The sequence below is a fragment of the Pseudomonas sp. yb_5 genome (assembly GCF_043103865.1).
Taxonomy (GTDB): Bacteria; Pseudomonadota; Gammaproteobacteria; order Pseudomonadales; family Pseudomonadaceae; genus Aquipseudomonas; species Aquipseudomonas putida_Y.
Map to the genome: position 1 here is coordinate 22,539 of NZ_JBICKE010000056.1, position 25,879 is coordinate 48,417.

Here is a 25,879-nt window from a genome sequence, read left to right on the forward strand (position 1 = left end):
GTAATGGCCATTATCACAGGTGGCCTACGCAGAAGGCTGCCAGCGGTATTTGCCAAGCTCTTCGTTGAGTGGCGTCTGGGCGAAAACATTAGCAAAGTTGCACAGGGTTGCGAGACTTACACCCAGAATCACCTCCAAGGCGTTGCCTTCACTGAAGCCGGCTTCACGGAAGGCCTGGTAGGTGGCTTCGCTGACATTGCCACGGGTGGCGATCACTTCGCGGGCAAAGGCGGCCAGGGTTTCGTAGCGGGCGTTCGGGAGTTCGCCACGGGCACGCAGAGCATCGACCACCTCCTGCGGCAGCTTGGCCTTGTTCAGCGCGACGGCCGTATGGCCGGCCACGCAAAAGTCGCAGCCATGCTGGGTGGCAGCGATCAGTTGCACCACTTCACGCTCGGCCAGGCCAAGCTCAGACTTGCCATTGAGTGCCGAAACGGTCACGTAGGTTTCCAGCGCCGCCGGGGCGTTGGCCAGCACGCCGAGCAGGTTGGGGATGAAGCCGGAATTCTTCTGCGCGTTCTCAAGGAACGGCCGTGCCGCTTCCGGGGCGCTCTGCAGCGTGTGTAAAGTAATGCGCGAGGACATGCAGTGATCTCCTTTGATGAGTGTCACTACAGTCTGTTGGTTATAAGAACTACCCTCCATATTCGTCAGTCGCCTTTCCTTGCTCCTGAGTCTTTGCATTAGATGATTTCGTCCAGCCCGCTTGTCGATTGGTTATTAGAAGGCCTGGAGCTCGATGCCAGCCTGTTTCATGTAGGCCGCTATTGCGGCGGCTGGCATGCCAGTACCCAGGGCATGGGCCGCGCCAGCTTCCATCTGGTGGTGCAAGGCCATTGCTGGCTGCACATTGACGGCCAGCCGCAACCGGTGCGCCTGGAGAAGGGAGATGCCGTATTCCTGTTGCGCGACCTTGCCTATCGCTTGTCCAGCGATCAGGACCCGGTCGACGCCTGTGCCCAGCCGCGCCAGGCCATGCAGGCGCTGGATAGCCAGGCCGCCGACGGCGTTGGCTTGGTCTGCGGCTTCTTCCATTTTCAGTCGGGCCTCTGCTCGCTGATTGTCGAGGGTCTCGCTGACTGGATCTTGTTACGCGCTGAAGATCCCAGCGGCAGCGCAGCGCGGGCGCTGTTCGGGCTGATCCTGGAAGAATGCCGGCGAGATGCCGGGCCATCACAGATGCTACTGGAACGGCTGACGCACTTGTTGTTCCTGTACGTGCTGCGCCAGCAGGTGCACGCAGGGCAATCGCTGGGCGGGCTGGTCGCCCTCGCCCGGCAGCCAGCATTTGCCGGATTGCTTGAGCAATTGATCGAGCAGCCGGGGCAAACCTGGACCATGGAGAACATGGCTGCTTGCACCGGATTGTCACGCTCGGCATTTTTCAAGCGCTTCAGCGAACTGGCCGGGCGATCGCCGGGACAAGTGCTGCTGGCGCTGCGCATGCGCCATGCCAGCCAGTTGCTGCAGGCGGGGCATACCGTTGAGCAGGTAGGCGCGCAGGTGGGGTATCAATCGGTGGCCGCATTCACCCGGGCGTTTGCCAAGGCAGTGGGGGTGCAGCCGGGGGCGTATCGCAGGCAGCATGACGGGCGCGGGAATACCTGACCCAGCAAAGCGCGGAAATCGACCAAGCGGCCATAGTCGGGGCTGCTTTGCAGCCCCCGTTGCAGTTGTCAGTCGTTGACGCTGATAACCCGCGCACTGTTAACCGCCTTGCCGCGCGTCGCCAGGCAGTAGTACAGCGGCACGGTCACCAGCAAGCCGAACAGCCACGACAGGTCGGCCCCTTCGACAATGTTCGAGTACGGCCCCACATACAGCGAAGTATTGGCAAACGGCAGCTGCACCAGGATGCCGCAGGCATAGGCAATGATCGCGTGGTGGTTGAAACGGCCATAGATGCCGCCGTCTGCACTGAAGATCGAGGCGATGTCGTACTGGCCCTTCTTGATCAGGTAGAAATCGATCAGGTTGATCGAAGCCCACGGCACCAGGACCAGCAGCAGCGCCAGGATCAGGCCGATGAACTGGCCGATGAAGTCCGCCGAAGCATTCAGTGCAACCATCCCGCAGCCCACCAGAATGACCGAGGCCAGGATCACCCGCACCTTGACGCTCGGCGTCCACTCGGCCACGAAAGTCTGGATTGCGGTCACGATCGACAGCACCGCACCATACAGGTTGAGGGCGTTGTGGCTGATGATGTTGAGCAGGAACAGCACCATCAGGATCGGGCCCAGCCAGCCGGTAGCCTGCTTCACCGCGTCCATTGCGTCGGTGCCTTGCGGTACGCACAACACGGCCACTGCACCAAAGCTGAAGCACAGGATGGTACCCAGGGTGGCGCCCAGGTAGGTCGCCCAGAACGGTTTGGCAATGCCCACTTCACGCGGCAGATAGCGCGAATAGTCTGACGTGTACGGCGAGAAGCTGATCTGCCAGATGGTGCCCAGCGACACGGTGGCGATGAAGCCCGACAGGTTGAATGCGCCGCGGCTGAAGAAGTCTGCCGGCAGGTCCTGAATGAACATCATGATGAAACCGGCCAGCAAAGCCGAACCCATCACCCAGGTGCCGATGCGGTTGAGAATATGGATGAAACGATAGCCGATCACGCCGATGGCAGTAGCGCTCAGGGCGCCTATCACGATCGCGCCGGGCATCGGCACGCTCGGGGCGATGCCGTGGATGGTCTTGCCTGCCAGGACAATGTTGGAAATAAAGAAGCCGACATAGATCAGCGCGGTGAAGAACACGATCAGCAAGGCGCCGTAACGGCCGAACTGGCCACGGCTTTGCACCATTTGTGGAATGCCCAGCTGCGGCCCCTGCGCAGAGGCCAGGGCGATGACCACGCCCCCGACCAGATGGCCCAGGACGATGGCTATCAACCCCCACAACAGGTTCAGGTGGAACACCTGGACCACCATGGCACCGGTGACGATGGGCAGTGGTGCAATGTTGGTACTGAACCAGAGGGTGAACAGGTCGCGCGCCTTCCCATGGCGCTCGGCAGGTGGAACGTAATCGACCGTGTGATTCTCGACAAACTGGTGTTGCGACGACGGTTGGGACATGGTTTTCAGCTCGAAAGGTCGTTTTTATCTTTGTAAGGAAACCGCATCTAGGCGGCCTCTCAGCTGCGGACCATATTATGGTATTCCAAACTTTTGACAACACTGATCCGCAGTAAAAAAAGCCCGCTGATCCGCTTGCGCAACCCTGGCGGCAAACCACCTGATCGCTCAAGGCCACGGTATACGTGGCCTTGAGCCGTTCATCGTGGAAAAGCCAGGTTGAAAATTCCGCTTGCAAAATAGGTATTACGGTATACCATCAGACACATCAACGATAAAAACCGCGGACCACCGCAGCCCTTCAGAGGTATTCCCGATGATCGACGCAACTGTCTACAAGAACGTTCTGGGCTCCTTCCCGTCCGGCGTTACCGTCATCACCACCCAGGACGACGACGGCTCGGTCGTCGGCCTGACCGCCAGCGCCTTCTCCTCCCTGTCGATGGACCCGCCACTGGTGCTGTTCTGCCCCAACTACACCTCCGACTCCTACCCGATACTGATCAAACAGAAGCGCTTTGCCATTCATCTGCTCTCGGGTGAACAGCAGGCAGAAGCCTACGCGTTCGCCAAGAAGGGCAAGGACAAGGCCTGCGGTATCGAGTGGAGCCTGAGTGAACTGGGCAATCCGATCCTGGCCGGCGCAACCGCGGTGATCGAATGTGAACTGTGGCGTGAATACGAAGGTGGCGACCACGCCATCATGGTCGGCAAGGTGCACAACCTGATCGTCCCGGCAGAAGCACCACGGCCCATGGTGTACTGCCGCGGCAAAATGGCCAGCCTGCCGGCCTTTGCCTGAAGCCTGCAATTCGACGCAGACCCCAGTGGGAGCGGGCTTGCCCGCGAACACCGGCGAAGCCGGTGCCACCCACCGCGTGTTCTGTTTCGCGGGCGAGCCCGCTCCCACACTGAAGCCCGCTTTACTGACGGGTAACAACAAGCGTTGAGGAAAAACCCATGAAATTTTCGTTGTTCGTGCACATGGAACGTTGGGATGAACAGGTCAGCCACCGCCAGCTGTTCGAAGACCTGACCGAACTGACCCTGATGGCCGAGAACGGCGGTTTCAGCACCGTGTGGATCGGCGAACACCACGCCATGGAATACACCATTTCGCCAAGCCCGATGCCACTGCTGGCCTACCTGGCCGCACGCACCGAGAGGATCCGCCTGGGCGCCGGCACCATCATCGCGCCATTCTGGAACCCGATCCGCGTTGCGGGCGAATGCGCGCTACTCGATGTGATCAGTAACGGTCGTATGGAAGTGGGCCTGGCCCGCGGCGCCTATCAGTTCGAATTCGACCGCATGGCAGGTGGCATGCCGGCCACCGACGGCGGCAAGGCGCTGCGCGAGATGGTGCCGGTGGTGCGCAAGCTGTGGGAAGGCGACTACGCCCACGATGGCGAAGTCTACAAGTTCCCTACCTCTACCAGCGTGCCGAAGCCGTTCAACGCCACGCCGCCCATGTGGATCGCCGCACGCGATCCGGACTCGCACAACTTTGCCGTGGCCAACGGCTGCAACGTCATGGTCACCCCGCTGATGAAGGGGGACGAAGAAGTGCTGGACCTGAAGAACAAGTTCCAGGCCGCCCTGGACAACAATCCGGACGTGCCGCGCCCACAACTGATGGTGCTGCGCCACACTCACGTGCACAGCCCGTCCGAACCGGAAGGCTGGAAGGTCGGCGCCCAGGCCATATCGCGCTTCTACCGCACGTTCGATGCCTGGTTCGGCAACAAGACCACCCCGGTAAACGGCTTCCTCGAGCCAAGCCCGGAGTCGAAATTTGCCGAAGTGCCGGCGTTCCAGCTGGAGAACATCCGCAAGAACACCATGATCGGCACCCCGGAAGAAGTCATCGCACGCATCAAGTACTACCAGGAACTGGGCGTCGACGAGTTCAGCTTCTGGTGCGACAACAGCCTGCCCCACGCCGAGAAGAAAAAGTCGCTGGAGCTGTTCATCAAGGAAGTGGTGCCGGCGTTCGCCTGAATTCCCATTGCCTGAAACATTGCGGGACGCGCCCGCTCCCGTGGGCCCCTTCGGCCTGCGTGAGCGGGCTTTTTTTGAAACCTGTGCAGTCCCTGTGGGAGCGGGCAAGCCCGCGAAGAGACCAGTACAGACAACAGAGAAATCAAGGCATCAGGCCACCTTTCGTCCCCCGACAAGAGAAATTTCCTGACACCTCTTGCACAACAAATATTATGGTATACCATCAGACAACAAGAGCTGATAACCCTCACCAGGAGCCAACCATGAGTTTCGAAATCCGCAAGATCGTCACCTACTCCGAAGAGACCCGCATCGAAGGCGGCAAGGCCACCGACAAGCCGGTGACCATGGTCGGCCTGGCCGTCGTGATCAAGAATCCATGGGCCGGTCGCGGTTTCGTTGAAGATCTGAAGCCGGAAATTCGCGCCAACTGCTCGGAGCTGGGCGCCCTGATGGTCGAGCGCCTGACTGCTGCCATCGGCGGTGCCGACAAGATCGAAGCCTACGGCAAGGCCGCCGTCGTCGGCGCCGATGGCGAAATCGAGCACGCCTCGGCCGTGATCCACACCCTGCGCTTCGGCAACCACTACCGCGAGGCAGTGCAGGCCAAGAGCTACCTGAGCTTCACCAACAAGCGCGGCGGCCCAGGCACTTCGATTCAGATCCCGATGATGCAGAAGGACGACGAAGGCCTGCGTTCGCACTACATCACCCTGGAAATGCAGATCGAAGACGCACCGCGTGCCGATGAAATCGTCGTGGTCCTGGGCGCAGCCGACGGCGGCCGCCTGCACCCGCGCATCGGCAACCGTTACATCGACCTGGAAGAACTGGCTGCCGAAAAAGCCAACGCTCAATAACAATAACCAAGACGGGCCGGGGCGTGGCGTGCTTACCCGCCGCGCCCGACCTTCAAGGAGCGCCCTCCATGATTCAGCCTGTCGCTGAACGCACACCTGCCGGCACCAGTTATCTGGATGTCGGCCAGGGCCAACCCGTGGTACTGATCCACGGCGTGGGCCTGAACAAGGAAATGTGGGGCGGTCAGTTCGTTGGCCTGGCCAACGACTACCGCGTCATCGCCTACGACATGCTCGGCCACGGTCAAAGCCGCGTACCGGCTGCCGACACACCGCTGGAAGGCTATGCCGACCAGCTCGCCGAACTGCTTGACCACCTGCAAGTCGCACAAGCCACCGTGATCGGCTTCTCCATGGGTGGCCTGGTTGCCCGTGCATTCGCCCTCAATTACCCGCAGCGCCTGGCTGCACTGGTCGTGCTCAACAGTGTGTTCAACCGTACCCCCGAGCAGAGTGCCGGGGTGATCGCGCGTGCCGCCCAGGCGGCGGAGCTGGGCCCCGACGCCAACGTCGATGCTGCCCTGGACCGCTGGTTCAGCCGTGAATACAAGGCTGCCAACCCGGCGCAGGTCGCCGCCATTCGCCAGGTGCTGGCGAGCAACGACCCGCAAGGCTACCACACCACTTATTCGCTGTTCGCCACTCAGGACATGTACCGCGCCGACGACCTGGGCAGTATCCAGGTGCCGACGCTGATCGCCACTGGCGAACTCGACTCGGGCTCCACCCCGGCCATGACCCGCCAGCTCGCCGCCTGTATTCCTGGCGCACAGAGCGTGGTCCTCGCCGAGCAACGGCATATGATGCCGGTGGAAGCACCGCGTGAAGTCAACAAGATGCTGCTGGACTTCCTCACCCAAGCCCGCACCCTCACCGAATCCGCCAAGGGGATTGTTGCATGACCCTCGTTCGTTTCCAGATGTGCATCGACGGCCAATGGCGCGATGCCCAGAGCGGCAAGACCTTCGACAGCCTCAACCCGGCCACCGCCCAGGCCTGGGCGCAACTGCCCGACGCCGATGAAGCCGATGTGGAGCTGGCCGTTCAGGCCGCCCAGCGTGCCTTCGACAGCAAGGCGTGGCGCAGCATCAGCGCCACCGCGCGCGGCAAGCTGCTGCGTCGTCTGGGTGACCTGATTGCCGAGAACAAAGAGCACCTGGCCCAGCTGGAAAGCCGTGACAACGGCAAGCTGATCCGCGAAACGCGCGGCCAGGTCGGCTATCTGCCGGAATTCTTCCACTACACTGCGGGCCTGGCCGACAAGCTCGAAGGCGGCACCCTGCCGCTGGACAAACCCGACCTGTTCGCCTACACCGTGCACGAGCCAATCGGCGTGGTTGCCGGGATCATCCCTTGGAACAGCCCGCTGTACCTCACCGCGATCAAGCTGGCCCCTGCCCTGGCTGCCGGCAACACCATCGTACTCAAACCGTCCGAGCACGCCTCGGCGACCATTCTCGAGCTGGCCCGTCTAGCCCTTGAGGCCGGCTTCCCGGCCGGGGTGGTCAACGTGGTCACAGGCTACGGCCCCAGCACCGGCGCGGCGCTGACCCGCCACCCGCTGGTGCGCAAGATCGCCTTCACCGGCGGTGCCGCCACCGCCCGCCACGTGGTGCGCAGCAGTGCCGAAAACTTCGCCAAGCTGTCACTGGAACTGGGTGGCAAGTCGCCGAACATCATCTTCGCCGACGCCGACCTGGACAGCGCCATCAATGGCGCCGTGGCCGGCATCTATGCCGCTTCCGGGCAAAGCTGCGTGGCCGGTTCGCGCCTGCTGGTGCAGGATGAAATTTTCGACGTATTCGTCGAGCGCCTGATTGCCCGCGCCAAGCGCATCCGCATCGGCAACCCGCAGGACGACGCCAGCGAAATGGGCCCGATGGCCACCGCACAGCAGCTGGCAGTCGTCGAAGGCCTGGTGGCAGCAGCCAAGGCCGAAGGCGCGAAACTGCATATGGGTGGAAAGCGTGCCGACGTTGAAGGTGACGGCTGGTTCTACGAGCCCACCCTGTTCGAGTGCGACAGCAACGCGATGACCATCATGCAGGAAGAAGTGTTCGGCCCGGTCGCCGCGGTGATCCGCTTCAAAACCGAAGAAGAAGCCCTGGCCATAGCCAACGACTCGCAGTTCGGCCTGGCTGCAGGCATCTGGACGCGCGATCTGGGCCGTGCCCATCGCCTGGCCCGTGACGTGCGTTCGGGGATCATCTGGGTCAACACCTACCGCGCCGTGTCGGCCATGGCACCGATAGGCGGCTTCAAGAACAGCGGCTACGGCCGTGAGAGCGGCATCGATTCGGTGCTGGCCTATACCGAGCTGAAGACCGTGTGGATCAACTTGTCCACCGCGCCGATGCCCGACCCGTTCGTGATGCGCTAGGAGGAACACAAGATGATCGAACCCGGCATCTACAAAGACGTGATGGGCTCCTTCCCGTCCGGCGTCACGGTAGTGACTACCCTGGACGCCGACGGCGGCATCGTCGGCATCACCGCCAGTGCGTTCAGCGCGCTGTCGATCGACCCGGCGCTGGTGCTGTTCTGCCCTAACTACGCCTCCGACACCTACCCGATCCTGCGCGATAGCAAGCAGTTCGCCATCCACCTGCTGTCCGCCGACCAGACCGCCGAGGCTTATGCCTTCGCAGGCAAGGGCAAGGACAAGGCCAAAGACATCGAGTGGCACCTGAGCGAGCTGGGCAACCCCCTGCTGGCCAAGGCCACGGCGATCATCGAGTGCGAATTGTGGCGCGAGTACGACGGCGGTGACCACGCGATCATTGTCGGTGCGGTGAAGAACCTGGTGTTGCCGGCCGAGCCGGTGACCCCGATGGTCTACCACAAAGGCAAGCTCGGCGCCCTGCCGCCGCTTGGCTGATATACCTTGAAGTCGGTGTTGGCCTCTTCGCGGGCTTGCCCGCTCCCACAGATTCCGGAACCTGTGAGAGCAGGCAAGCCCGCGAAGAAGCCAACACCGATGTCCCTGTTTTCAGGGGTCGCGCTAATCGTCTCACCCTCGGTTGCGGCCCCTGTTTTTTGCCGGAGTACTGCACATGAGCAATGAAAAGTACGAAAAGGGTCTGAAAATCCGCACCCAGGTGCTGGGCGAGGACTACGTCAACCGCTCGATCCAGAACGCAGATGAGTTCACCAAACCGTTGCAAGAGCTGGTCACCGAGTATTGCTGGGGTCACGTCTGGGGCCGCGAAGGCTTGTCGCTGAAAGAGCGCAGCATGATAAACTTGGCCATGATTTCCGCGCTCAACAGGCCCCACGAGCTCAAGTTGCACATTCGCGGTGCCCTGCGCAATGGCCTGAGCCGTGAACAGATTCGCGAAATCCTGCTCCAGGTCGGCATTTATTGCGGCGTACCCGCGGCGGTGGACAGTTTCCGCCTGGCCCGTGAAGCGTTTGCCGAAGCCGATGCGGAACCAACCCGTTAACAACGGGCTGTTCGAACCACTGCATGGAAAGCCTCGGTTCGGGGCATTCCGCGATGTTGGCGCAACAGCCTCATAAAGAGCGCACCTGATGAAACGCCAGCCACTCGACGACAGCTTCAAGGTCAACCGCAACCCCGTTACTCTGCGCGAAATCGTGCTCGACAAGCTGCGCACCGCAATCATGAACTTTCACCTGCTGCCCGGCGACCGCCTGGTAGAGCGCGACCTGTGCGACCGCCTCGGCGTCAGCCGCACTTCAGTACGTGAAGCGCTGCGTCACCTGGAATCCGAAGGCCTGGTCGAGTTCGCTGACGCCAAAGGCCCGCGCGTGGCCATCATCACCCTGGAAGACGCGCGTGACATCTATGAGCTGCGCTGTGTGCTCGAAGGCCTGATCGTGCAACTGTTCACCCTCAACGCCAAGGCCAAGGACATCCGTGCGCTGGAGCGCGCGCTGGAAGTGAACCGCGAGGCACTGGAAGAAGGCGAGCTGCAACAGGTGCTGGATTCGGTACAAGGTTTCTACGATGTGCTGCTGGAAGGCTCGGGCAACCAGGTGGCGGCCCAGCAGTTGCGCCAGTTGCAAGCCCGCATCAGCTACCTGCGCGCCACCTCGGTATCGCAGGAAAACCGCCGCGGCGCCAGCAACCGCGAAATGGAAAAGATCGTCGAGGCCATCAAGGGCGGCGACCCGCTGGTGGCCCACCAGGCCTCGGTCGACCACGTCCGCGCCGCCGCCAAGGTGGCCCTGGACTACCTGCGCCAGAAGCAGGATGACAACGCCAAGGTGCGCGACATTGTCGAACCCTTGGCCCTGAAGGAACCCCGCATAGGTCGCTGATCATGCCCAATGCCCCGCGCTACTGCCCGCACTGCACCAAGGAACTGGCCCGGGGCGTTCCCACAGGCGATACCCACGAACGCCTGCATTGCACCGGCTGCGGCTATATCCATTACATCAACCCCAAGATCATCGCCGGCTGCATCATCGAGCGCGATGGAAAGTACCTGCTGTGCCAGCGCGCCATCCCCCCTCGCCCCGGCACCTGGACCTTGCCTGCCGGGTTCATGGAGGCTGGCGAAACCACCGAACAGGCAGCGCTGCGCGAGGTATGGGAAGAAAGCGGCGTACGTGCGGACATCGTCTCGCCGTATTCGATCTTCAGCGTGCCAAAGATCAGCGAGGTGTACATCATCTTCCGTGCCATCGTTACCGAAGAGACCGGGCAGTACGGGCCGGAGACGCTGGCGTACAAGTTCTTCGAACCGGATGAAATCCCCTGGGATGAGATCTACTATCCGGCCATCCGGCAAATTCTCGAGCGCTACATCCTCGAGCGGCAGGCCGGGGTGTATGGCATTTACATGGGCAATGATGACACCGGCAAGGTGCACTTCATGCGCTAGCCTGTCCGGCCGCTTCGCGGGTGAACCTGCACTCACTCGGATCGCGCAGTTGCAGAGGCTTGTGCAGTGGCACGGCCACTCACAAAACCCTCGCCAACGGTCTATTCTCGGTGCACCCTAAGGGCCTTGAGAAAGAGGACCGGCAAAGCACATGGCTAGATGGCTAGACGGCGGCGGGCTAATGGCCGAACGCATCCGCAACCACGACTGGGCCACCACCCCGCTGGGCCCGCTGGAACAGTGGCCCGACGCGCTGAAAACCACGATGGCTCTGTGCCTTGCCTCGCGCTTTCCGCAAGCCGTGCTCTGGGGCCCGGACTTGATCACCCTGTACAACGATGCCTTCACCCCGATTCTGGGTCGCAAGCCCCTGGCCTTGGGCATCCCCTTTCGCGACGTGTGGCACGAAGCCTGGGACGAGATCCGCCATATGGCAGAACGTGCGTTGGCCGGTGAAGCGGTGTACATCGAGGACTTCCCGCTGACGATCGACCGCAACGGCGGCCTGGAGCGGGCCTATTTCACCTTCTGCTACAGCCCGATTCGCAGCCATGATGGCGAGATACTGGGCATGCTCGACACGGTCACCGAAACCACCGCCAGCGTGGTCACCAACCAGCGCCTGCACTTTCTCGATACCCTCGGGCGAGCCGTGACCGAGGCGGCCGACCCGGATCAGATCATGGCCATCACCACCCGCATGCTGGTCGAACACCTTGGCCTGTCCAGCTGCGCCTATGCGGTGATGGACCCCGACGAGAACGGTTTCACCATCTGCGGCGATGCGGTGGCACCCGGCTCACCGCGTCTGGTGGGCCATTATCACCTGCATGACTTCGGCAGCCTGGCGGTCAGCCGCCTGCGCAGCGGCCTGGCCTTGGTGATCAATGACAACCTGCGCGAACTCGCCACTGACGAGGCGGCGACTTTTCAGGCCATCGGCATTACGGCCACCATCTGCATGCCACTGATCAAGGGTGGCAGACTGACCGCGCTGATGGCGATTCATGACCGCGTACCCCGGGCATGGACCGACTACGAGCAAACACTGATCAGCGAAGTGACCGAACGATGCTGGGCGCACATACAACGGGCCCAGGCCCATGCCGAAGTGCGCGAAGCGATGGCGGCCCTTGAAGCGCTCAACACCACCTTGGAACATCGTGTCGAAGAACGCACCACTCAGTTGCTGCACACCGAGGCCGTGCTGCGCCAGGCCCAGAAGCTGGAAGCCATTGGCCAGCTGACCGGTGGTGTAGCCCACGACTTCAATAACCTGCTGACCATCATCCGCTCGTCGCTGCACTTTCTGCAGCGCCCCAACCTGGCCGAGGAGCGCCGCGAGCGCTACCTCAAGACCATATCCGATACGGTCGATCGTGGTGCCAAACTGACCGGCCAGCTGCTGGCCTTCGCCCGCCGCCAAGCCCTCAGCCCGCAGGTGTTCGAAGCCGGGCCACGGCTGGAAGCCATGGCCGACATGCTCGACACCGTCACTGGCGCGCGCATCCGGGTCGAGCTGCAGTTACCGCAAGCGCCCTGCCACATCCGCGCCGACCTCAGCCAGTTGGAAACCGCGGTGATCAACCTGATGCTCAACGGCCGCGATGCCATGGCGGGTGAAGGTGCCTTGCAGCTGCGTCTGCAGGCCGACCAGTGCCTGCCGGCCTTGCGCGGTCAGCCTCCACTGCCAGGCCCATTCGCGGCGATATCGGTGAGCGACAACGGGGTCGGTATTGCCAGCGAGTTGATGGAGCGCATCTTCGACCCTTTCTTCACTACCAAGGCCCCGGGTGAAGGTACCGGGCTCGGGTTGTCGCAGGTGTTCGGTTTCGCCAAGCAATCCGGGGGCGATGTACAGGTGAACAGCATCCCCGGTCAGGGCACCACCTTTACCCTGTACCTGCCGCAGGAGGACTCACCTGCGACCTTGCCCGAAGACGCCTCGGCCGGCAGCCAGGCGCAGGTACAGGGCGAGCGGCAACGAATACTGGTGGTAGAAGACAACCCCGACCTGGGCAGCTTCACGGCTCAGTTCCTCGAGGACCACGGCTACCGGGTCAGCTATGCGCGTTCGGCAGAAGAAGCGTTGGCGCAGTTGACTGGCCCGGCAGGTGATTTTGATGCGGTGTTTTCCGATGTGGTCATGCCCGGCATGGGTGGCTTGGCACTGGCCCGCGAACTTCGCCGCCAGCGCCCGCAGTTGCCGGTGATCCTTACTTCGGGCTTTAGCGATGCGATTGCCGAAGGCGGGCACCAAGGGTTCACCTTCCTGGCCAAACCCTACTCGGCAGAACAGGTGTGCCAGATGCTCGGGAAAGTACTCGGCCACTGATACCTTGCATCGCGATGGGCGATCAACGGCGCCGCGAAGCTCAAAACCACACGGCCAAGACAAACCAAACCAGCCTCGCGTAGTCAGCTTATTTGCCCGGCTATCAAGCCCAGAGCCACGGTAATCATCGCCATCCCCGACACCCGCCCGACCAGCTTTGCCGCTCCCGGCCGGGTGCTGAGCACAGCTTTGGCGCCATAGCCGACCAGCGTGTAGATCACCAGCGAACTGCACAGGTGGACCAGCCCCAGCAACAAGATCTGCAACGGTACGGGCCAGCTCGACTGCGGGTCGGTGAACTGCGGCAGCAGGGCCAGGAACAGCAGGAATACCTTGGGGTTCAGGCCGCTGACGCAAAAACCCTTCAACGCCCAGCGCGAGCCCGACTCCCCCACGCCACCCTGCCCGGCCGCCGGCAATGCCGGGCTGAGCAACAGGTTGCCGCCCAGCCACAGCAAATAGGTGCACCCCGCCAGGGTCAGCAAGGTCAGCGCCAACGGGTGACCAGCCAGTAGGCTGCCGACCCCGGCCGCCACCACCAGCGTGGCCAGGAAGTGCCCCGACAACATCCCCGCCACCGCTGGCATCACCCAGCGACCGCGCATACCTGCAGAGATGGCATAGGCCCAGTCTGCACCCGGGGTCATCACGAACAGCATCGACACAGCCCAGAACGCCGTCAGCACACTGATAGCCACTTGAATCTTCCTTATCTACTGCATTGGGATGTCGAAAGATTACGGATTTCGCCTGGGGATTTTCTTTCGTATATTTCCCCTTAGCATTCATGAATTGGAAGATTCTTCCCAATGGATAGAACTGATCGAAAAATCCTTGCCGAGCTGCAAAAAGACGGGCGCCTGTCGGTAACCGAACTGGCCGACCGCGTAGGGCTCAGCCTGTCACCCTGCCATCGGCGTTTGAAGACACTGGAAGAGTCCGGAGCCATTCTGGGCTATCACGCACGGCTGGCACCTAGCGCCCTTGGGCTGAACTTTGCCGCGCTGGTATTCGTGACGCTACGCGAGGTAACCCGCCAGCCGGTGGCGGACTTTGAAACGGCACTGGCGCAGATCCCGCAGATTGTCGAAGCGCAGCGGCTGTTCGGCGACCCGGATTACCTGCTGCATGTGGTGGCCAAGGACCTGCCGGCGTTTCAGAAGCTGTATGACGAGCACCTGACCAGTATTCCCAATGTGAAACGCTTGAGCTCGACCTTGGTGATGAAGGAAGTGCTTCAGGATCGGTTGCTCCCCATGTAGCTGTTTCCTCTTGTGCCGGCCTCTTCGCGGGTAAACCCGCGCCTGCTGTAGGAGCGGGTTTACCCGCGAAGGGGCCGGCCTAGGCAACCTTTCATCTGCCCTGAAAACGCGCACATCGCACCAGCCCAGCCCACCGTGATCCGGTTGCCACCCCCGCCGCCCCTCTACCCCAAGGCCTTCAGCCAGCTGGCACTCTCCTTGCTACCGTCACCCGCTTAAGCTTTTGTCAGCCTTAGTTTTTTTAACGCTTATGGGCACATATTTACTAATTTCTCGTTATCCCCGCGCCCCTCATCATCGCTCCAACAAGAACGCGTCGCCCACCGCCGGCACGCCCCCGGGCAGTTCCCAATGCCCTACCTTGCCTTGGAGTCAGTCATGACCAGTGCAGCCAATTCGGCACCCCTGATAGAAAAACACACGATCGGCTACGTGCCCCCGCAAGACCGCCATGGAAAGGTAAGGGATCTGTTCACACTCTGGTTCGGCGGCAACATCGCGCCGTTGCCCATCGTCACCGGCGCGCTGGGTGTGCAGCTGTTCCACCTGAACCTGGTATGGGGCATCGTCGCCATCCTTGTCGGCCACCTGGTCGGCGGGGTGCTGATGGCCCTGCACTCGGCCCAGGGCCCGCAAATGGGCATTCCACAGATGATCCAGAGCCGCGCTCAGTTCGGCACCCTCGGCGCGCTGCTGGTGGTGGTGATCGCCGGCGTCATGTACATCGGCTTCTTCGCTTCCAACATCGTCCTTGCCGGCAAGTCACTGCATGGCGTGGTCGACGCCGTTCCGGTACCGGTGGGCATCGTCATCGGTGCGCTGGGCTCAGGCATCATCGGCATCATCGGCTACCGCTTCATCCACGTGCTCAATCGCATTGGCACCTGGGTACTGGGCATCGGTATCGTGGTCGGCTTCGGCTACATCTTCACCCATGTGCAGAGCGACGATTTCCTCACCCGTGGCAGCTTCAACCTGGCCGGCTGGCTGGCCACCGTGTCGCTGGCGGCGTTGTGGCAAATCGCCTTTGCGCCCTATGTGTCGGACTACTCGCGCTACCTGCCGGCAGATGTCAAAGTCAGTTCGACCTTCTGGACCACCTACCTGGGTTCGGCCCTGGGCTCAAGTCTGTCATTCATCTTCGGCGCCGTGGCCGTGCTGGCGATCCCGGCCGGCATGGACACCATGGACGCGGTCAAGCTGGCCACCGGCACGCTCGGCCCGATCATGCTGGTGCTGTTCCTGCTCAGCGTGATCAGCCATAACGCCCTCAACCTGTATGGCGCGGTGCTGTCGATCATCACCCTGGTGCAAACCTTCGCCTACCGCTGGATCCCCACCGCCAAAAGCCGGGCGGTGTTGTCGCTGATCGTGCTGTCGGCCTGCTGCGTGGTGGCAGTGTTCGCTTCGGCAGACTTCATCGGTCACTTCGTTGACATGGTGCTGGTACTGCTGGTAGTGCTGGTGCCGTGGACGGCGATCAACCTGATCGACTTCTACGCCATTCACAAAGGCGACTACGACATCCAGTCGATCTTCCAGGTCGATGGTGGGATCTATGGGCGCTACAACCCGCAGGCACTGATCGCCTACGCTGTGGGTATCGTGGTGCAGATACCGTTCATGAACACCCCGCTGTACGTCGGGCCGATTTCCGAGCACATCAACGGGGCTGACCTGTCGTGGCTGGTAGGGTTGGCGATCACCTCGCCGCTGTACTGGTGGCTGGCGAGCCGTGACAGTGCCTACCGTCGTCGGCAAACCAGCGCCAAGCTGGCAGCAGTGGCTTAAGCTGCACTGGCCATTCGCAGCACAAGGTGAACTGGCCTAAGATCCTGCAGACCTCTTGAGGGTGATAGGTTTCGCCCTCAAGAGGTTCCCGTCAAAGGCTCATGTTTATCGACACGAACGCTGAGCGGCCAGGTGCTGGCGAGAACATCGCCTGGTCGTCGCCGCCCCAGAAGAAGTTGTCGTACCAGACGTATTCGTATTCACGGTCAAACAGGTTTTTAACCTGCAGGTCGACGCTGGTCGACGAGGTAATACGGTAACTGACACTGGCGTCCACGACCACGAAACCGCCGTACTTACCCTGCTCGTTCAGCTCGTCGATGTAGTAGCTGCCCTGCGCCCGCCCCTGCGCACCGAACTTCCAGTCATCATTGTACCGGTAGTCGACACCCACATTGCTGATGTAGCGCGGGGTGGAAAATACCTCTTTGCCCGACAATGACTGGCCGTTTGCAGCGTAGGCCTTGACCACCTTGGCCTCCTGGATCGCGTGGGACGCCCATACCGTCCATTGATCGTCCAGCTGCGCACTGATCTGCATGTCCACGCCACGCCGGCGTGTTTCGCCAAGGCCGACCGTGGTGCCAGTGCTGGGCATGTTCGCGACTTCATCGGTCGCGTCCTGCTGCCACAGCGCAACCCGCGCCTGAGCGCCCGGGAATGGCTGAAACTTGATGCCCACTTCCTTGCCGGTGTTGATCGACGGGTCGTACGAGGCTTGCCCTGGCACCCTATAAGCTGGCCCGCCGGAGCCCGTAAGAATCTGGAAGGTACGCCCCCAGTTGGCGTACAGGTCGATCTCGGGCGTGAGGCTGTAGATTACGCTCAGCTTCGGCTGGCGGATCCAGCCATAATCCTGCAGGGATGCCTTGACACCGCCGAGCGTTTCGCTGTTACCCGAAAACTTGTCGACGCGCATGGCAGGAATGATCTTCAGCGCGTCGGTCGGCTGAATGACCGCCTGCACATAACCGCCAATATTGCGCAGGGTGTAAGTGTCGTCGTTCTGCACACGTGCCGGCGTGGCGTCGAAATCGGTCGGGATCCCGTAGCTGTAGCGCAGGCGACGATACTGGTTGTCCTGCTCCTCGTAGTTGATGCCGCCATCCAGCGTCAGCAGATCGTCAGCGCGCCAGGTCAGGTTGCTGAGCATCCCTCGCTGCTGTTCATCCCACTGCCGACGCTGGCGTGGCGCGTTGCCGGGCTGGTAATCGGTGAACGTGATGGTTCGATCATCGTTGTAGCTGTTGTAGTACAGCTTGCTGCTCAGACTCAGGTCGTCGTCGAGCTGCCAGTCGGCGTGCAGGCTCAGCTGCTTCATGTCACGATCGTCACCATCATTGGCGTTCTTGGCCGGCGATTGGGTACGGCTGGCGTGCAGTTGCTCGCGGGTGAGGAAGCCTGACTCTTGGGCCTGGTGGTGGTACAGGCGAGCGATCAGGCCAACACGGAAGTCTTGTTCGTCGTTGCTGACGAACCACTTGCCGCCGAGCGTGTATTTGTTGGATTCGCTGTGGTCGCGGTAACCGTTGCTGTCTTGCTTGGCGAGGATATAGTTCTGGGCGAAATTCCCCTCCTCGTGCCCGACCGCCAACTGCACTTCGCGCGTATCGAAGCTGCCGTAAGTCACACGGCTATCGACATAGTTCCCCCCCTGGCGGGTCGCGAAGTTGATGTTGCCGCCGATATTGTGCAGCCCATAGCGCGGATCGTTGGTACCGCGCACCACCTCGATGTACTCGATGTCCAGCGGGAAGATCATATCGATGAAGCGCTGGTTGCCACTGTTGACGTTGCTCGGCACACCGTCGATCAGGGTCTTGATGCCGTTGATGTAGCCCTCACCATTGAACGCGCGGAAGGTGACCTTGCCGGACTCGGCACCTTGCCCCGTTTCGGTCAGCTGGATGCCCGGCATCTGCCCCAACAACTGCCAGCTGTTCATCACATTTTTGTCTCGCACCTGGTCGCCGCCCAGGACGTCGACCGACGTAAGCACATTTTCAGTGCTCAAGGCTGTACCGGCCGTTTGGGTGATATTCACTTCACCGAGGACGATGGTGGAGGTACCGGTCTGTTCGGCGAGGATTTCAGGTGTGAACATTGCCGTGAAGATGGCGAACGAGGCTGGGGTGAATCGCATGGAGGTTCCTGACGCGGGGTTGAGTGTGTATTGGCGCACAGATGAAGAAGGCAAGATCTGCGTCTGCCTTATGGCAAATGATGTTATACCATAACACTAAACACTGGCGTATCGGGATTTCTTGAACCATAGCCGCCTCCTTCGCTTGCGCCTAAGAACAGTGGCGCACTGCCTTGCGAGCAATCCAGGATGGATCGTCCAGTCGGCGCCCCTGTCAAGGCATGCCCAAGCACCTCAACGCGCGTGACCTTTCCGACATTGCCCTCACCGGAACGTTTGCGGCCATGGGCGAATCCGAATGCCCACGCACTCCCCTTAATCTGGCAGGAGATTTCCGGAGCGAATAACAAAGGGCCGGCTCCAGAGGGCCGGCCCATTTCGCTATTTAAAAGTTGAAGGTGTAGCGCATGATCAAGCGATTTTCATTAGCGCTGTCAGCGTAGGTCGAGCGGTTCGTGGAGTTACGCCACTGGAACGAAACACCCTTCGCCGGCCCACTCTGAATGACATAAGAGATATCAGTGACCCTCTCCCATTCTTTGCCCTCCTCCCCGTTGAGGCGGAGTGAAGCGGCTTGGCGGCTCGTCAACAGATCAGGATCGACATCATCACCTTTCATGTACCGGGTGGTGAACAGCAAGCCCGGTACACCCAAAGCAGCGAAATCAAAGTCGTATCTCGCAAACCACACTCGCTCGTTAGGGGCAGTGAATGTACTGACCAGCGATTCGCCGAACAAATAGGTATCCGCGCCGTTTACGAACGCAAACGAGGTGTCGCCCCAAGCCTTCTGGTAACCGCCGCCGATGGTGTGCCCCTTGATGCTGTAGGCGAAGTAGCTACTCAGCGTTCTGTTGTCCACCTCACCCAGTTTTTTGGAGCCCGTCTCGCTGGCATCGAACACGCGAACATCCGCGATCACATTGCCTTCCCACAACGGCTTGATGACTTTAATGCCGGCGAAGTAGGATTTATAGAGATCTTCAAGTTCGGCGGCGTGCAAACTGAAGGTCATGTCCTTCGCAGGCTTGAAGTCAAATGCCAGGTAGTTGTAGTGATCCGCCTCAACCGGGGCATAGCCAGTGGCTGTGAGTGATTCGAAATCGGTGGAATTACGCTGCTTCACTGCGTTGACCCTTGTAGCCGTTACCGTCAATTTATCGATGTCGTTGACGGTCAGCGAGCCACCGCGAAAGATCTGAGGCAGTAGGCGGCTATTATTACTCCAGAGTAGCGGCATCAGAGGGTTTACTCCCCCTATCCTCAATTCCGTCTTGCCCATCCTTGCTTTGGCGGTGGCCACGAACTTGCCGTATTCATCCTCAACATTCCTGTCGGAATCGTAGGCCAGCAGCCCTGATCCTGTTCTGTCCGGGCTGGAATCAAGCTTCACCCCCAGCAAGCCCATCGCATCAATACCGAAGCCCACCGGTCCTTCTGTAAAACCGGATTGCAGGTTCAAAATAAAGCCTTGCGCCCACTCATCGCGCTTGGACTGAGTGGCACCGTCATTGCGAAAATCGCGATTATAGTAGAAGTTTCGGAGCTCGAGACTGCCTTTGAAGTCTTCCACGAACGCGGCAGAAGCATAAGGCGCGACCAGCAGTGCTGCTGAACAAGCCAACGGTTTTTTAAAAGCAATAGACATCACAGGCACCTTGTTCTTGTTGTGTGCTTGAGCATGGACCGCAGCGAAGCGCCCCATGCAATGCCAGTCCTACAAATGGGTTAAGGCCCGCTTTAGCGGAATGATCGAAACAGCATCACCCTGCCCGACGCCAAACGTGGACAGGGCGGATGCCAGGTTTTTATTCAGAGTGAAAGGTAGTGAATGCACGCACGGGTTCACGGCCAGTAACCAGCGTGTTCTCAATGCTGCCATCATCGGCGTAACCCAAGCTCATCCCACAGACAAGCATTTGGCTCTTCGGTATTTCCAGCATTTCAGTGATGATGCTGTGATATTTAAGGAATGCTGCCTGCGGGCAGGTGTGCAAGCCTCTTCCCCGTGCGGCAATCATGAGGCTTTGCAGGAACATGCCATAGTCCAGCAGACTCCCTTCCTGGAGCACGCGGTCAATCGTGAAGAACAGGCCAACAGGCGCCCCGAAGAAGCGATAATTCCGGCCGTGTTGCTCGTGCATCCTTTGTTTATCGCTTCGACTGATGCCCAACAGGCTATAGAGCCCCCACCCTACCTCCCTGCGCCGTTCGATGTAGGGAGATGTCCACTCCCTGGGGTAATACGCGTAGGGATCAGAAAAGCGTTGGTCATCAGCCGGATGGTCATCAACCTCAGCAAGTGCTGCGGACAACCGTGCCTTCATATCACCGGTAACAACATGCACGTTCCAGGGCTGCAGGTTGACGCCTGTTGCGCTAAAGCGAGCAACGTTCAGCATCGTTTCGATTTCCTCTAGCGGAACTGGGGTTGGGAGGAACGACCTGATGCTCCGACGTGAGACAATTGCCCAGTCGATCAAACGGGCTGTTTCGTCCAAACCTACCGGTGATTTGCGCAAACGATCAATAAGCATACGTGGAACCTGTCTCTCAGAATTACGGTCAGGTCAGCTCGTGGGCAACCGTGGCCTTCTTCCTCACTACAGCCGAGTCCGAGCGAGATTGATTGATCATGGTCACTGCAACAGCCCCTATCAGGCCGGCGAGCGCGATTGCCATGAAGTTCTGCTCCAGCGGCAACGCCATCGACACCAAGGCACCAATCAAAACAGGTGCGACAATCGCCCCGACGCGACCGACCCCCGATGCAAAACCGACACCAGTCGAGCGGATGGTGGAGGGATAGAAATCGCCGGCGTATGCATAGGCCAGAAGCTGGGTGCCAAGGGTCGAGGCACCCACGATGAACACGACGACAAAGAGCAGTTCGGTGGAGCGGGTATATCCCAGCAAGGTGAGTGCGACCGCGCCCACTACATAGAACACCACCAAGACGTGCTTGATGCTGAATTTGTCGCTAAGCCATCCACCCAGAATTGCACCGAAGATCGAACCGAGGTTGAACACGATGACGAAATTCAGGGCTGAACCGAGGCTGAAGCCCGCCATGGCCATCAACTTGGTGAGCCACGAATTGAGTGCATACACCATGAACAGCCCGGTCATGAATGCCATCCAGATCATGACCGTGCTGTATCCACGGCCTTCCAGGAAAAGGCTTCGTACCGGCTTGTCTTGAGCAGAGATAATCTGCGGATTGCCAACGAGCTGCGTGTCATCCTTGATCACAAGGTCAGGACGAAGGCGACGCGCGATGACTTTCAACTCGTCTTGTCGACCCTGCTTCAACATAAAGCCGATAGAGTCGGGCATTGTCTTGAGAATGAAAGGAATCAAAACCACTGGCAGGACTGCCACGTAAAACACGTATTGCCAACCGTAGCTTTCGATCAGTTGTTTACCCGTCAGCGCTACCAGAATCCCCCCCACCGAATAGCCTGCGAAAACGATGGTCACCAGCCGGGTGCGAACTTTCAAGGGTGAGAACTCACCCATCTGCGCCGTACAGATGGGCAACACACCGCCGATTCCCAAGCCGGCGATAAAGCGCATGATACTGAAGGTCAGCGGGCTGTCAGTGAACCCTGCCGCAGCGGTGAAAACGCTGAACAGCGCTACACACATCGCGATCATTTTCGGCCGGCCAATTCGATCTGCCAATGTGCCTAAAAAAATGGCGCCCAGCATTGTCCCAAACAATGCTGAGCCAGCCATTACCCCGGCGCTGGTTGCGTCAATTTGCATATCGGCCATGATGGCTGGCAGGGCAGCCCCCACCACTGCCAAGTCGTAACCATCGATAATCAGAATCAACACGCACCAGAACAGAATAATTCCATGAAAGCGGTTGAACTTCGACTCTTCGGTCAACGTGTACATATTCAAAGAACTCATACCGTGTCTCCTTCAATCTTATTGTTGTGTTTTTGAAGTCCACATACGTATAGCGATCCGGCACAACTCGACCACACGCACAGGTACGCATGGTTCCGGGTGTGAGTCGGGAGAGTTGAGAAGCACCAACTAGACGGCGCCCGAGGAAAATCGTAGGCCTTATGGCAAGCGCCAACCATGCCCAATGGCATCATTCTGCTTGACCGGAACGGGCAGTTTTGGAAGCCCGATGGCTTCAGACTGAGTGTGATCAGCCCACGCGCAGAGGACTAGTTCCCTCGATGGCTACGCAACGAGCGTCTGTAAGCACCAGGGGTGATACCCGTCCATTTCTTGAATGCCCGGTGGAACGCACTGGTCTCAATGAAGCCAACCTCTGACGCAACGCCATCCACTGTCATACCTGCCCGGCACAGCAGACTGATGGAAATATCCCGCCTGAGATTGTCTTTGAGCCGTTGGTAGGTGAAACCCTCAGCATAGAGCCTTCGTTGCAGGGTGGAACTGGACATGCTCAAGTCGCGTGCGAGCTCATCGAGTTCAGGCCAGGTGTGGGGAGGGAGCAGTTTCAATCGCCGCCGGATCATAATGCTCGTACTGTCGTCGTTACGGTATTTCACAAGGAAGTTACTTGGCGTTCCTTTTAAAAAGGCAGGAAGAGAACCAGGTGTTTGGCAAACCTTGTACTCCAGAAAGCTCTTCTCGAAAACAGCGGTGGTTCTATCGGCCCTCCACTCGATTTCCTCACAAAAGCGCATTCGATAGTCGCTGTCGTCCACCGGCCGAGGAGGACGCATCGATAACTTCAAAATAGGGATGCGCCGGTCGCACAGCCAGCAAAGCAGGCCGTGCACGAGCACCAGCCAGGCACCGTAACAAAACACCCTTCGCAACTCACCATGATCATGAATGATAATTGCAGCATGCTCTCCCTCGCATTCCACCGCCCCGTAGATGTCATCAAGGGCAGTCCTGAGAAACGCCAGAATCCGTTTGAGCGCCTGTCCAAGGGTGTCGCAGCCGAGGGCCAACTGAGCCATCAGCTTGAAGCTACCTCTGCGAAGGGGGTGACTGTCTGCCGCAAAAAACTCATCGTCGAGCAAATCCGCTAACGCAATCCACAATCTGGAGAACGTACCAGCAGGTACCCTGGCATAGTTTTGGGCCAGCAACAGCGGATCAATATGTGCGTGGCGGAGTACAGTCGAAACATCCAGGCCACGCAGTTCTGCTCCTTGAAGTGCGTCCCGCACGAGGCTGATCGACGTGGTGCCTTTGTGGGCAGAAAAATCCATCCGGGGCTCCGTTGCTAACTTGATACCGAAGGCTGCCTTGCAAAGCATACAAGCCCACAGAACGTCTCTGTACCAATATCACTATGCCAGATGTCAACACTCCTTGTTTTTTATTGCAAAACGTTTTGGATCGCGCCCGCGAAGAGACCTTTACAATCAACCCACCTCTTGCATGGCAACACATAATTCAAGAAACCGCGAGGCAGCCCGCGAAGGCGTAGCCCCATGCGGCAACAGAATGGAGAAACGCCGCACCAGCGCCTGCGGCGCAACCTGCAACCGGTGCAGCGCCCCATCCTCATGACGAATGGACATCGCCGACACAAAGCCAACCCCCATCCCGGCGCGGACCGCCTCTTTTACCCCTTCAACGCCCGCGATCTCCAGCGCCACACGCATCGCCACGCCATCACGAGCAAACGCCCGCTCGACGATCTGCCGCACACCCGAGCCGCTTTCACGCAGCACCAACGGGTAGGCGCCGAGTTCCGCCAGCGTCTGCGGGCCACTGCCTGCCAAGGGATGCCCACGGGGCACAATTGCCACGATCTCGTCCTCGCGCCACGGCGTGACTTGCGTACCCAACGGCAACTCCTGCCCGGGCGGCCCCTCGATCAGGGCGATATCGACACTGTCCAGGGCGGCGACGATCTCCGCCGTGTTGCCATGCGAGGTGCTGACCAGCACATCCGGATAACGCCCGTGAAAATCGGCGATCAGGTAAGGCAGCAGGTAACTGGCGGGTGTGGTACTGGCGCCAACACGCAATGTGCCGCGCTCCAGCCCGCGCATGGCCTCGCGCAGCGCCTGGGCCTGGCGGAAGGTTTCGCGCAGGCGCTCGGCATGCGCCAGCAACTGATCACCGGCCGCTGTCAGCCGCACGCCGCGACCGGCACGTTGGTAAAGGGGTTCGCCAAACGCCTCTTGCAAGAGCTTGAGCTGGCCGGACACCGCCGGCTGCGACAGGTGCAGGGCTTGGGCCGCATGGCTGATGTTGCCGTGTTCGGCAACCGTGGCGAACGTTATCAGTTGCTCTGGGGTCATTCTTCAAAAATATCAGCTATTCGGATATTTGCCATCCTAAATTACGATTTTTTATAAGCTTATAACCAGATTAACGTAGGCCTTGTCGAAACACCTTTTCCGGAGGACTCACATGGCCACGGTTCCGTCCAACCCCGCCTTTGCCCCTACCCTCTCCACCCGAGGGCGGCTCAATGGCATTCTGTTCGTCGCGCTGTTCGCGGTCGCAGTCACGCAACTGGCGGCCATGCCCGCTATCGCCAACCTGGGCATCAGCCCGCTGATCGTGGGTATCGTCGCAGGTGCCTTGTATGGCAACGCGCTGCGTGACGGTGTACCGGCAAGCTGGGCAGCCGGTATCAACTTTTCCGCTCGCGGCCTGTTGCGTATCGCCGTGGCGTTCTTTGGTTTGCGGGTAAGCCTGCAGGAAATTGCCGAAGTCGGCTGGTCGGGGCTTATCGTATCGGTGCTGGTAGTCACCAGTACCCTGCTGATCGGCCTGTGGTGTGGCATGAAGGTGTTCAAGCTCGACCGCGATACCGCCTTGCTGACCGCCGCGGGTAGCGCCATCTGCGGCGCGGCCGCCGTGCTGGCATTCGAATCGGCGCTGCGCAGCGCCCCCCATAAAAGCGCCATGGCAGTCGGAAGCGTGGTGCTGTTCGGTACCTTGTCGATGTTCCTTTACCCACTGGCGATCAATGCCGGCTGGCTGCATCTGGATACCATGGGCGCCGGGCTGTTGCTGGGCGGCACTGTCCACGAAGTGGCTCAGGTGGTAGGCGCGGCCAGCAATGTCAGCCCCGAAGCCACGCACGTCGCCACCATCGTCAAGATGACCCGGGTCATGCTGCTGGTACCGGTACTGCTGGTGGTGGGCCTGTGGATCAGCCGTTCGCGCAAGGCTGGCCAGGCGCAGGGCAACGGGCGCATTACCATGCCCTGGTTCGCTTTCGGCTTCCTGGCACTGGTCCTGGTGAATTCGCTGCACGTGCTGCCCGGCAGCGTGACCCAGGCAGTGAACAGCCTGGACACCTTTGCCTTGACCATGGCCATGACCGCGCTGGGAATGGAAACGCGCTTCAGCCAGATTCGCCAGGCTGGGCCACGGGCGCTGGCTACCGGGGCGATTCTGAACCTGTGGCTGGTTGGCGGGGGGCTGGCGATTACCCTGGGGGTGCAGAAGCTGTTGGGCTGATTCGAGACCGGGTTGGCTGCTTCGCGGGTAAACCCGCTCCTACAGGTGGGTGCTGCCCTGAAGACGGCAAGTACCCTGTAGGAGCGGGTTTACCCGCGAAGCAGGCAGCTCGGTCTCAAGGTTTTT

Annotated in this window: 23 protein-coding genes; 14 read left to right on the forward strand and 9 right to left on the reverse strand. The window is 60.2% G+C overall.

Annotation, left to right across the window (positions count from 1 at the left end; genetic code table 11):
- Positions 1-24: 24 nt before the first annotated feature.
- A complete protein-coding gene (locus ACF8GF_RS07790; protein WP_003256052.1) occupies positions 25-585 on the reverse strand; it encodes a carboxymuconolactone decarboxylase family protein in 561 nt (186 codons plus the stop codon).
- A 102-nt stretch (positions 586-687) separates the two neighbouring features.
- On the opposite strand from ACF8GF_RS07790, the gene ACF8GF_RS07795 reads away from it, so the two are divergent.
- A complete protein-coding gene (locus ACF8GF_RS07795) occupies positions 688-1,608 on the forward strand; it encodes an AraC family transcriptional regulator (protein WP_392487899.1) in 921 nt (306 codons plus the stop codon).
- A 68-nt stretch (positions 1,609-1,676) separates the two neighbouring features.
- Here ACF8GF_RS07795 and ACF8GF_RS07800 read toward each other — a convergent pair whose 3' ends face one another.
- Positions 1,677-3,080: a cytosine permease gene (locus ACF8GF_RS07800; protein ID WP_010954483.1), complete on the reverse strand. Its 1,404-nt coding sequence runs from the start codon at positions 3,078-3,080 to the stop codon at positions 1,677-1,679.
- Between the two features lie 316 nt (positions 3,081-3,396).
- Here ACF8GF_RS07800 and ACF8GF_RS07805 point away from each other — a divergent pair, with 316 nt between their 5' ends.
- The 10 genes from ACF8GF_RS07805 (at position 3,397) to ACF8GF_RS07850 (ending at position 13,126) form a co-directional block, all read left to right on the forward strand.
- The gene (locus ACF8GF_RS07805; RefSeq protein WP_176682482.1) at positions 3,397-3,882 is read left to right on the forward strand and encodes a flavin reductase family protein; all 486 of its coding nucleotides are present in this window, start codon (positions 3,397-3,399) and stop codon (positions 3,880-3,882) included.
- A gap of 158 nt (positions 3,883-4,040) precedes the next feature.
- The gene (locus ACF8GF_RS07810; protein ID WP_176682481.1) at positions 4,041-5,081 is read left to right on the forward strand and encodes an LLM class flavin-dependent oxidoreductase; all 1,041 of its coding nucleotides are present in this window, start codon (positions 4,041-4,043) and stop codon (positions 5,079-5,081) included.
- Positions 5,082-5,344: 263 nt separating this feature from the next.
- A complete protein-coding gene (locus tag ACF8GF_RS07815) occupies positions 5,345-5,941 on the forward strand; it encodes an amino acid synthesis family protein (protein WP_003256068.1) in 597 nt (198 codons plus the stop codon).
- A gap of 68 nt (positions 5,942-6,009) precedes the next feature.
- Positions 6,010-6,843, forward strand: a complete 834-nt coding sequence (locus ACF8GF_RS07820; protein WP_176682480.1) for an alpha/beta fold hydrolase — start codon at positions 6,010-6,012, stop codon at positions 6,841-6,843.
- Positions 6,840-8,321: an aldehyde dehydrogenase gene (locus ACF8GF_RS07825; RefSeq protein ID WP_176682479.1), complete on the forward strand. Its 1,482-nt coding sequence runs from the start codon at positions 6,840-6,842 to the stop codon at positions 8,319-8,321. The genes ACF8GF_RS07820 and ACF8GF_RS07825 overlap by 4 nt, the downstream gene beginning before the upstream one ends.
- 12 nt (positions 8,322-8,333) lie before the next feature.
- Entirely contained in the window at positions 8,334-8,819 is a 486-nt protein-coding gene (locus ACF8GF_RS07830) for a flavin reductase family protein (protein WP_028697722.1), read from the forward strand.
- 175 nt (positions 8,820-8,994) lie between these two features.
- Positions 8,995-9,384 carry a carboxymuconolactone decarboxylase family protein gene (locus ACF8GF_RS07835; RefSeq protein ID WP_003256073.1) on the forward strand — a complete coding sequence of 130 codons (390 nt, stop codon included), beginning with the start codon at positions 8,995-8,997 and terminating at the stop codon, positions 9,382-9,384.
- 88 nt (positions 9,385-9,472) lie between these two features.
- Positions 9,473-10,225, forward strand: coding sequence for a GntR family transcriptional regulator (locus tag ACF8GF_RS07840; protein ID WP_010954490.1), 753 nt, complete (start codon positions 9,473-9,475; stop codon positions 10,223-10,225).
- 2 nt (positions 10,226-10,227) lie between these two features.
- Positions 10,228-10,791, forward strand: coding sequence for an NUDIX hydrolase (locus tag ACF8GF_RS07845; RefSeq protein ID WP_010954491.1), 564 nt, complete (start codon positions 10,228-10,230; stop codon positions 10,789-10,791).
- A gap of 151 nt (positions 10,792-10,942) precedes the next feature.
- Complete coding sequence (locus ACF8GF_RS07850) at positions 10,943-13,126, forward strand: ATP-binding protein (protein ID WP_392487900.1); 2,184 nt, start codon at positions 10,943-10,945, stop codon at positions 13,124-13,126.
- 83 nt (positions 13,127-13,209) lie between these two features.
- Here the strand turns inward: ACF8GF_RS07850 and ACF8GF_RS07855 are convergent, their stop codons facing one another.
- Entirely contained in the window at positions 13,210-13,824 is a 615-nt protein-coding gene (locus ACF8GF_RS07855; RefSeq protein WP_392487901.1) for a LysE family translocator, read from the reverse strand.
- A gap of 111 nt (positions 13,825-13,935) precedes the next feature.
- Between ACF8GF_RS07855 and ACF8GF_RS07860 the strand changes: the two genes are divergently transcribed.
- Positions 13,936-14,388, forward strand: a complete 453-nt coding sequence (locus ACF8GF_RS07860; protein ID WP_209966767.1) for an Lrp/AsnC family transcriptional regulator — start codon at positions 13,936-13,938, stop codon at positions 14,386-14,388.
- 378 nt (positions 14,389-14,766) lie between these two features.
- A complete protein-coding gene (locus ACF8GF_RS07865) occupies positions 14,767-16,179 on the forward strand; it encodes a cytosine permease (RefSeq protein ID WP_014590635.1) in 1,413 nt (470 codons plus the stop codon).
- 91 nt (positions 16,180-16,270) lie between these two features.
- Here ACF8GF_RS07865 and ACF8GF_RS07870 read toward each other — a convergent pair whose 3' ends face one another.
- The 6 genes from ACF8GF_RS07870 to ACF8GF_RS07895 form a co-directional block, all read right to left on the reverse strand.
- Positions 16,271-18,322: a TonB-dependent receptor gene (locus tag ACF8GF_RS07870; RefSeq protein ID WP_392487902.1), complete on the reverse strand. Its 2,052-nt coding sequence runs from the start codon at positions 18,320-18,322 to the stop codon at positions 16,271-16,273.
- A 385-nt stretch (positions 18,323-18,707) separates the two neighbouring features.
- Positions 18,708-20,027, reverse strand: a complete 1,320-nt coding sequence (locus ACF8GF_RS07875) for an OprD family porin (RefSeq protein ID WP_274144597.1) — start codon at positions 20,025-20,027, stop codon at positions 18,708-18,710.
- 103 nt (positions 20,028-20,130) lie between these two features.
- Positions 20,131-20,859, reverse strand: coding sequence for a nitroreductase (locus ACF8GF_RS07880; RefSeq protein WP_176682473.1), 729 nt, complete (start codon positions 20,857-20,859; stop codon positions 20,131-20,133).
- Between the two features lie 28 nt (positions 20,860-20,887).
- Positions 20,888-22,240 carry an aromatic acid/H+ symport family MFS transporter gene (locus ACF8GF_RS07885; protein WP_176682472.1) on the reverse strand — a complete coding sequence of 451 codons (1,353 nt, stop codon included), beginning with the start codon at positions 22,238-22,240 and terminating at the stop codon, positions 20,888-20,890.
- Positions 22,241-22,509: 269 nt separating this feature from the next.
- Positions 22,510-23,535, reverse strand: coding sequence for an AraC family transcriptional regulator (locus ACF8GF_RS07890; RefSeq protein ID WP_392487903.1), 1,026 nt, complete (start codon positions 23,533-23,535; stop codon positions 22,510-22,512).
- Positions 23,536-23,691: 156 nt separating this feature from the next.
- A complete protein-coding gene (locus ACF8GF_RS07895; RefSeq protein WP_392487904.1) occupies positions 23,692-24,579 on the reverse strand; it encodes a LysR family transcriptional regulator in 888 nt (295 codons plus the stop codon).
- Between the two features lie 112 nt (positions 24,580-24,691).
- Between ACF8GF_RS07895 and ACF8GF_RS07900 the strand changes: the two genes are divergently transcribed.
- Positions 24,692-25,753, forward strand: coding sequence for a YeiH family protein (locus ACF8GF_RS07900; protein ID WP_392487905.1), 1,062 nt, complete (start codon positions 24,692-24,694; stop codon positions 25,751-25,753).
- The last annotated feature ends 126 nt before the right edge of the window (positions 25,754-25,879 follow it).

Excerpts from the sequence above, each read along its gene's own strand:
- ACF8GF_RS07790 (WP_003256052.1), bottom strand. The coding sequence starts at position 585 with ATGTCCTCGCGCATTACTTTACACACGCTGCAGAGCGCCCCGGAAGCG.
- ACF8GF_RS07795 (WP_392487899.1), top strand. The coding sequence starts at position 688 with ATGATTTCGTCCAGCCCGCTTGTCGATTGGTTATTAGAAGGCCTGGAG.
- ACF8GF_RS07800 (WP_010954483.1), bottom strand. The coding sequence starts at position 3,080 with ATGTCCCAACCGTCGTCGCAACACCAGTTTGTCGAGAATCACACGGTC.
- ACF8GF_RS07805 (WP_176682482.1), top strand. The coding sequence starts at position 3,397 with ATGATCGACGCAACTGTCTACAAGAACGTTCTGGGCTCCTTCCCGTCC.
- ACF8GF_RS07810 (WP_176682481.1), top strand. The coding sequence starts at position 4,041 with ATGAAATTTTCGTTGTTCGTGCACATGGAACGTTGGGATGAACAGGTC.
- ACF8GF_RS07815 (WP_003256068.1), top strand. The coding sequence starts at position 5,345 with ATGAGTTTCGAAATCCGCAAGATCGTCACCTACTCCGAAGAGACCCGC.
- ACF8GF_RS07820 (WP_176682480.1), top strand. The coding sequence starts at position 6,010 with ATGATTCAGCCTGTCGCTGAACGCACACCTGCCGGCACCAGTTATCTG.
- ACF8GF_RS07825 (WP_176682479.1), top strand. The coding sequence starts at position 6,840 with ATGACCCTCGTTCGTTTCCAGATGTGCATCGACGGCCAATGGCGCGAT.
- ACF8GF_RS07830 (WP_028697722.1), top strand. The coding sequence starts at position 8,334 with ATGATCGAACCCGGCATCTACAAAGACGTGATGGGCTCCTTCCCGTCC.
- ACF8GF_RS07835 (WP_003256073.1), top strand. The coding sequence starts at position 8,995 with ATGAGCAATGAAAAGTACGAAAAGGGTCTGAAAATCCGCACCCAGGTG.
- ACF8GF_RS07840 (WP_010954490.1), top strand. The coding sequence starts at position 9,473 with ATGAAACGCCAGCCACTCGACGACAGCTTCAAGGTCAACCGCAACCCC.
- ACF8GF_RS07845 (WP_010954491.1), top strand. The coding sequence starts at position 10,228 with ATGCCCAATGCCCCGCGCTACTGCCCGCACTGCACCAAGGAACTGGCC.
- ACF8GF_RS07850 (WP_392487900.1), top strand. The coding sequence starts at position 10,943 with ATGGCTAGATGGCTAGACGGCGGCGGGCTAATGGCCGAACGCATCCGC.
- ACF8GF_RS07860 (WP_209966767.1), top strand. The coding sequence starts at position 13,936 with ATGGATAGAACTGATCGAAAAATCCTTGCCGAGCTGCAAAAAGACGGG.
- ACF8GF_RS07865 (WP_014590635.1), top strand. The coding sequence starts at position 14,767 with ATGACCAGTGCAGCCAATTCGGCACCCCTGATAGAAAAACACACGATC.
- ACF8GF_RS07870 (WP_392487902.1), bottom strand. The coding sequence starts at position 18,322 with ATGCGATTCACCCCAGCCTCGTTCGCCATCTTCACGGCAATGTTCACA.
- ACF8GF_RS07875 (WP_274144597.1), bottom strand. The coding sequence starts at position 20,027 with ATGGGGCGCTTCGCTGCGGTCCATGCTCAAGCACACAACAAGAACAAG.
- ACF8GF_RS07880 (WP_176682473.1), bottom strand. The coding sequence starts at position 20,859 with ATGCTTATTGATCGTTTGCGCAAATCACCGGTAGGTTTGGACGAAACA.
- ACF8GF_RS07885 (WP_176682472.1), bottom strand. The coding sequence starts at position 22,240 with ATGAGTTCTTTGAATATGTACACGTTGACCGAAGAGTCGAAGTTCAAC.
- ACF8GF_RS07890 (WP_392487903.1), bottom strand. The coding sequence starts at position 23,535 with ATGGATTTTTCTGCCCACAAAGGCACCACGTCGATCAGCCTCGTGCGG.
- ACF8GF_RS07895 (WP_392487904.1), bottom strand. The coding sequence starts at position 24,579 with ATGACCCCAGAGCAACTGATAACGTTCGCCACGGTTGCCGAACACGGC.
- ACF8GF_RS07900 (WP_392487905.1), top strand. The coding sequence starts at position 24,692 with ATGGCCACGGTTCCGTCCAACCCCGCCTTTGCCCCTACCCTCTCCACC.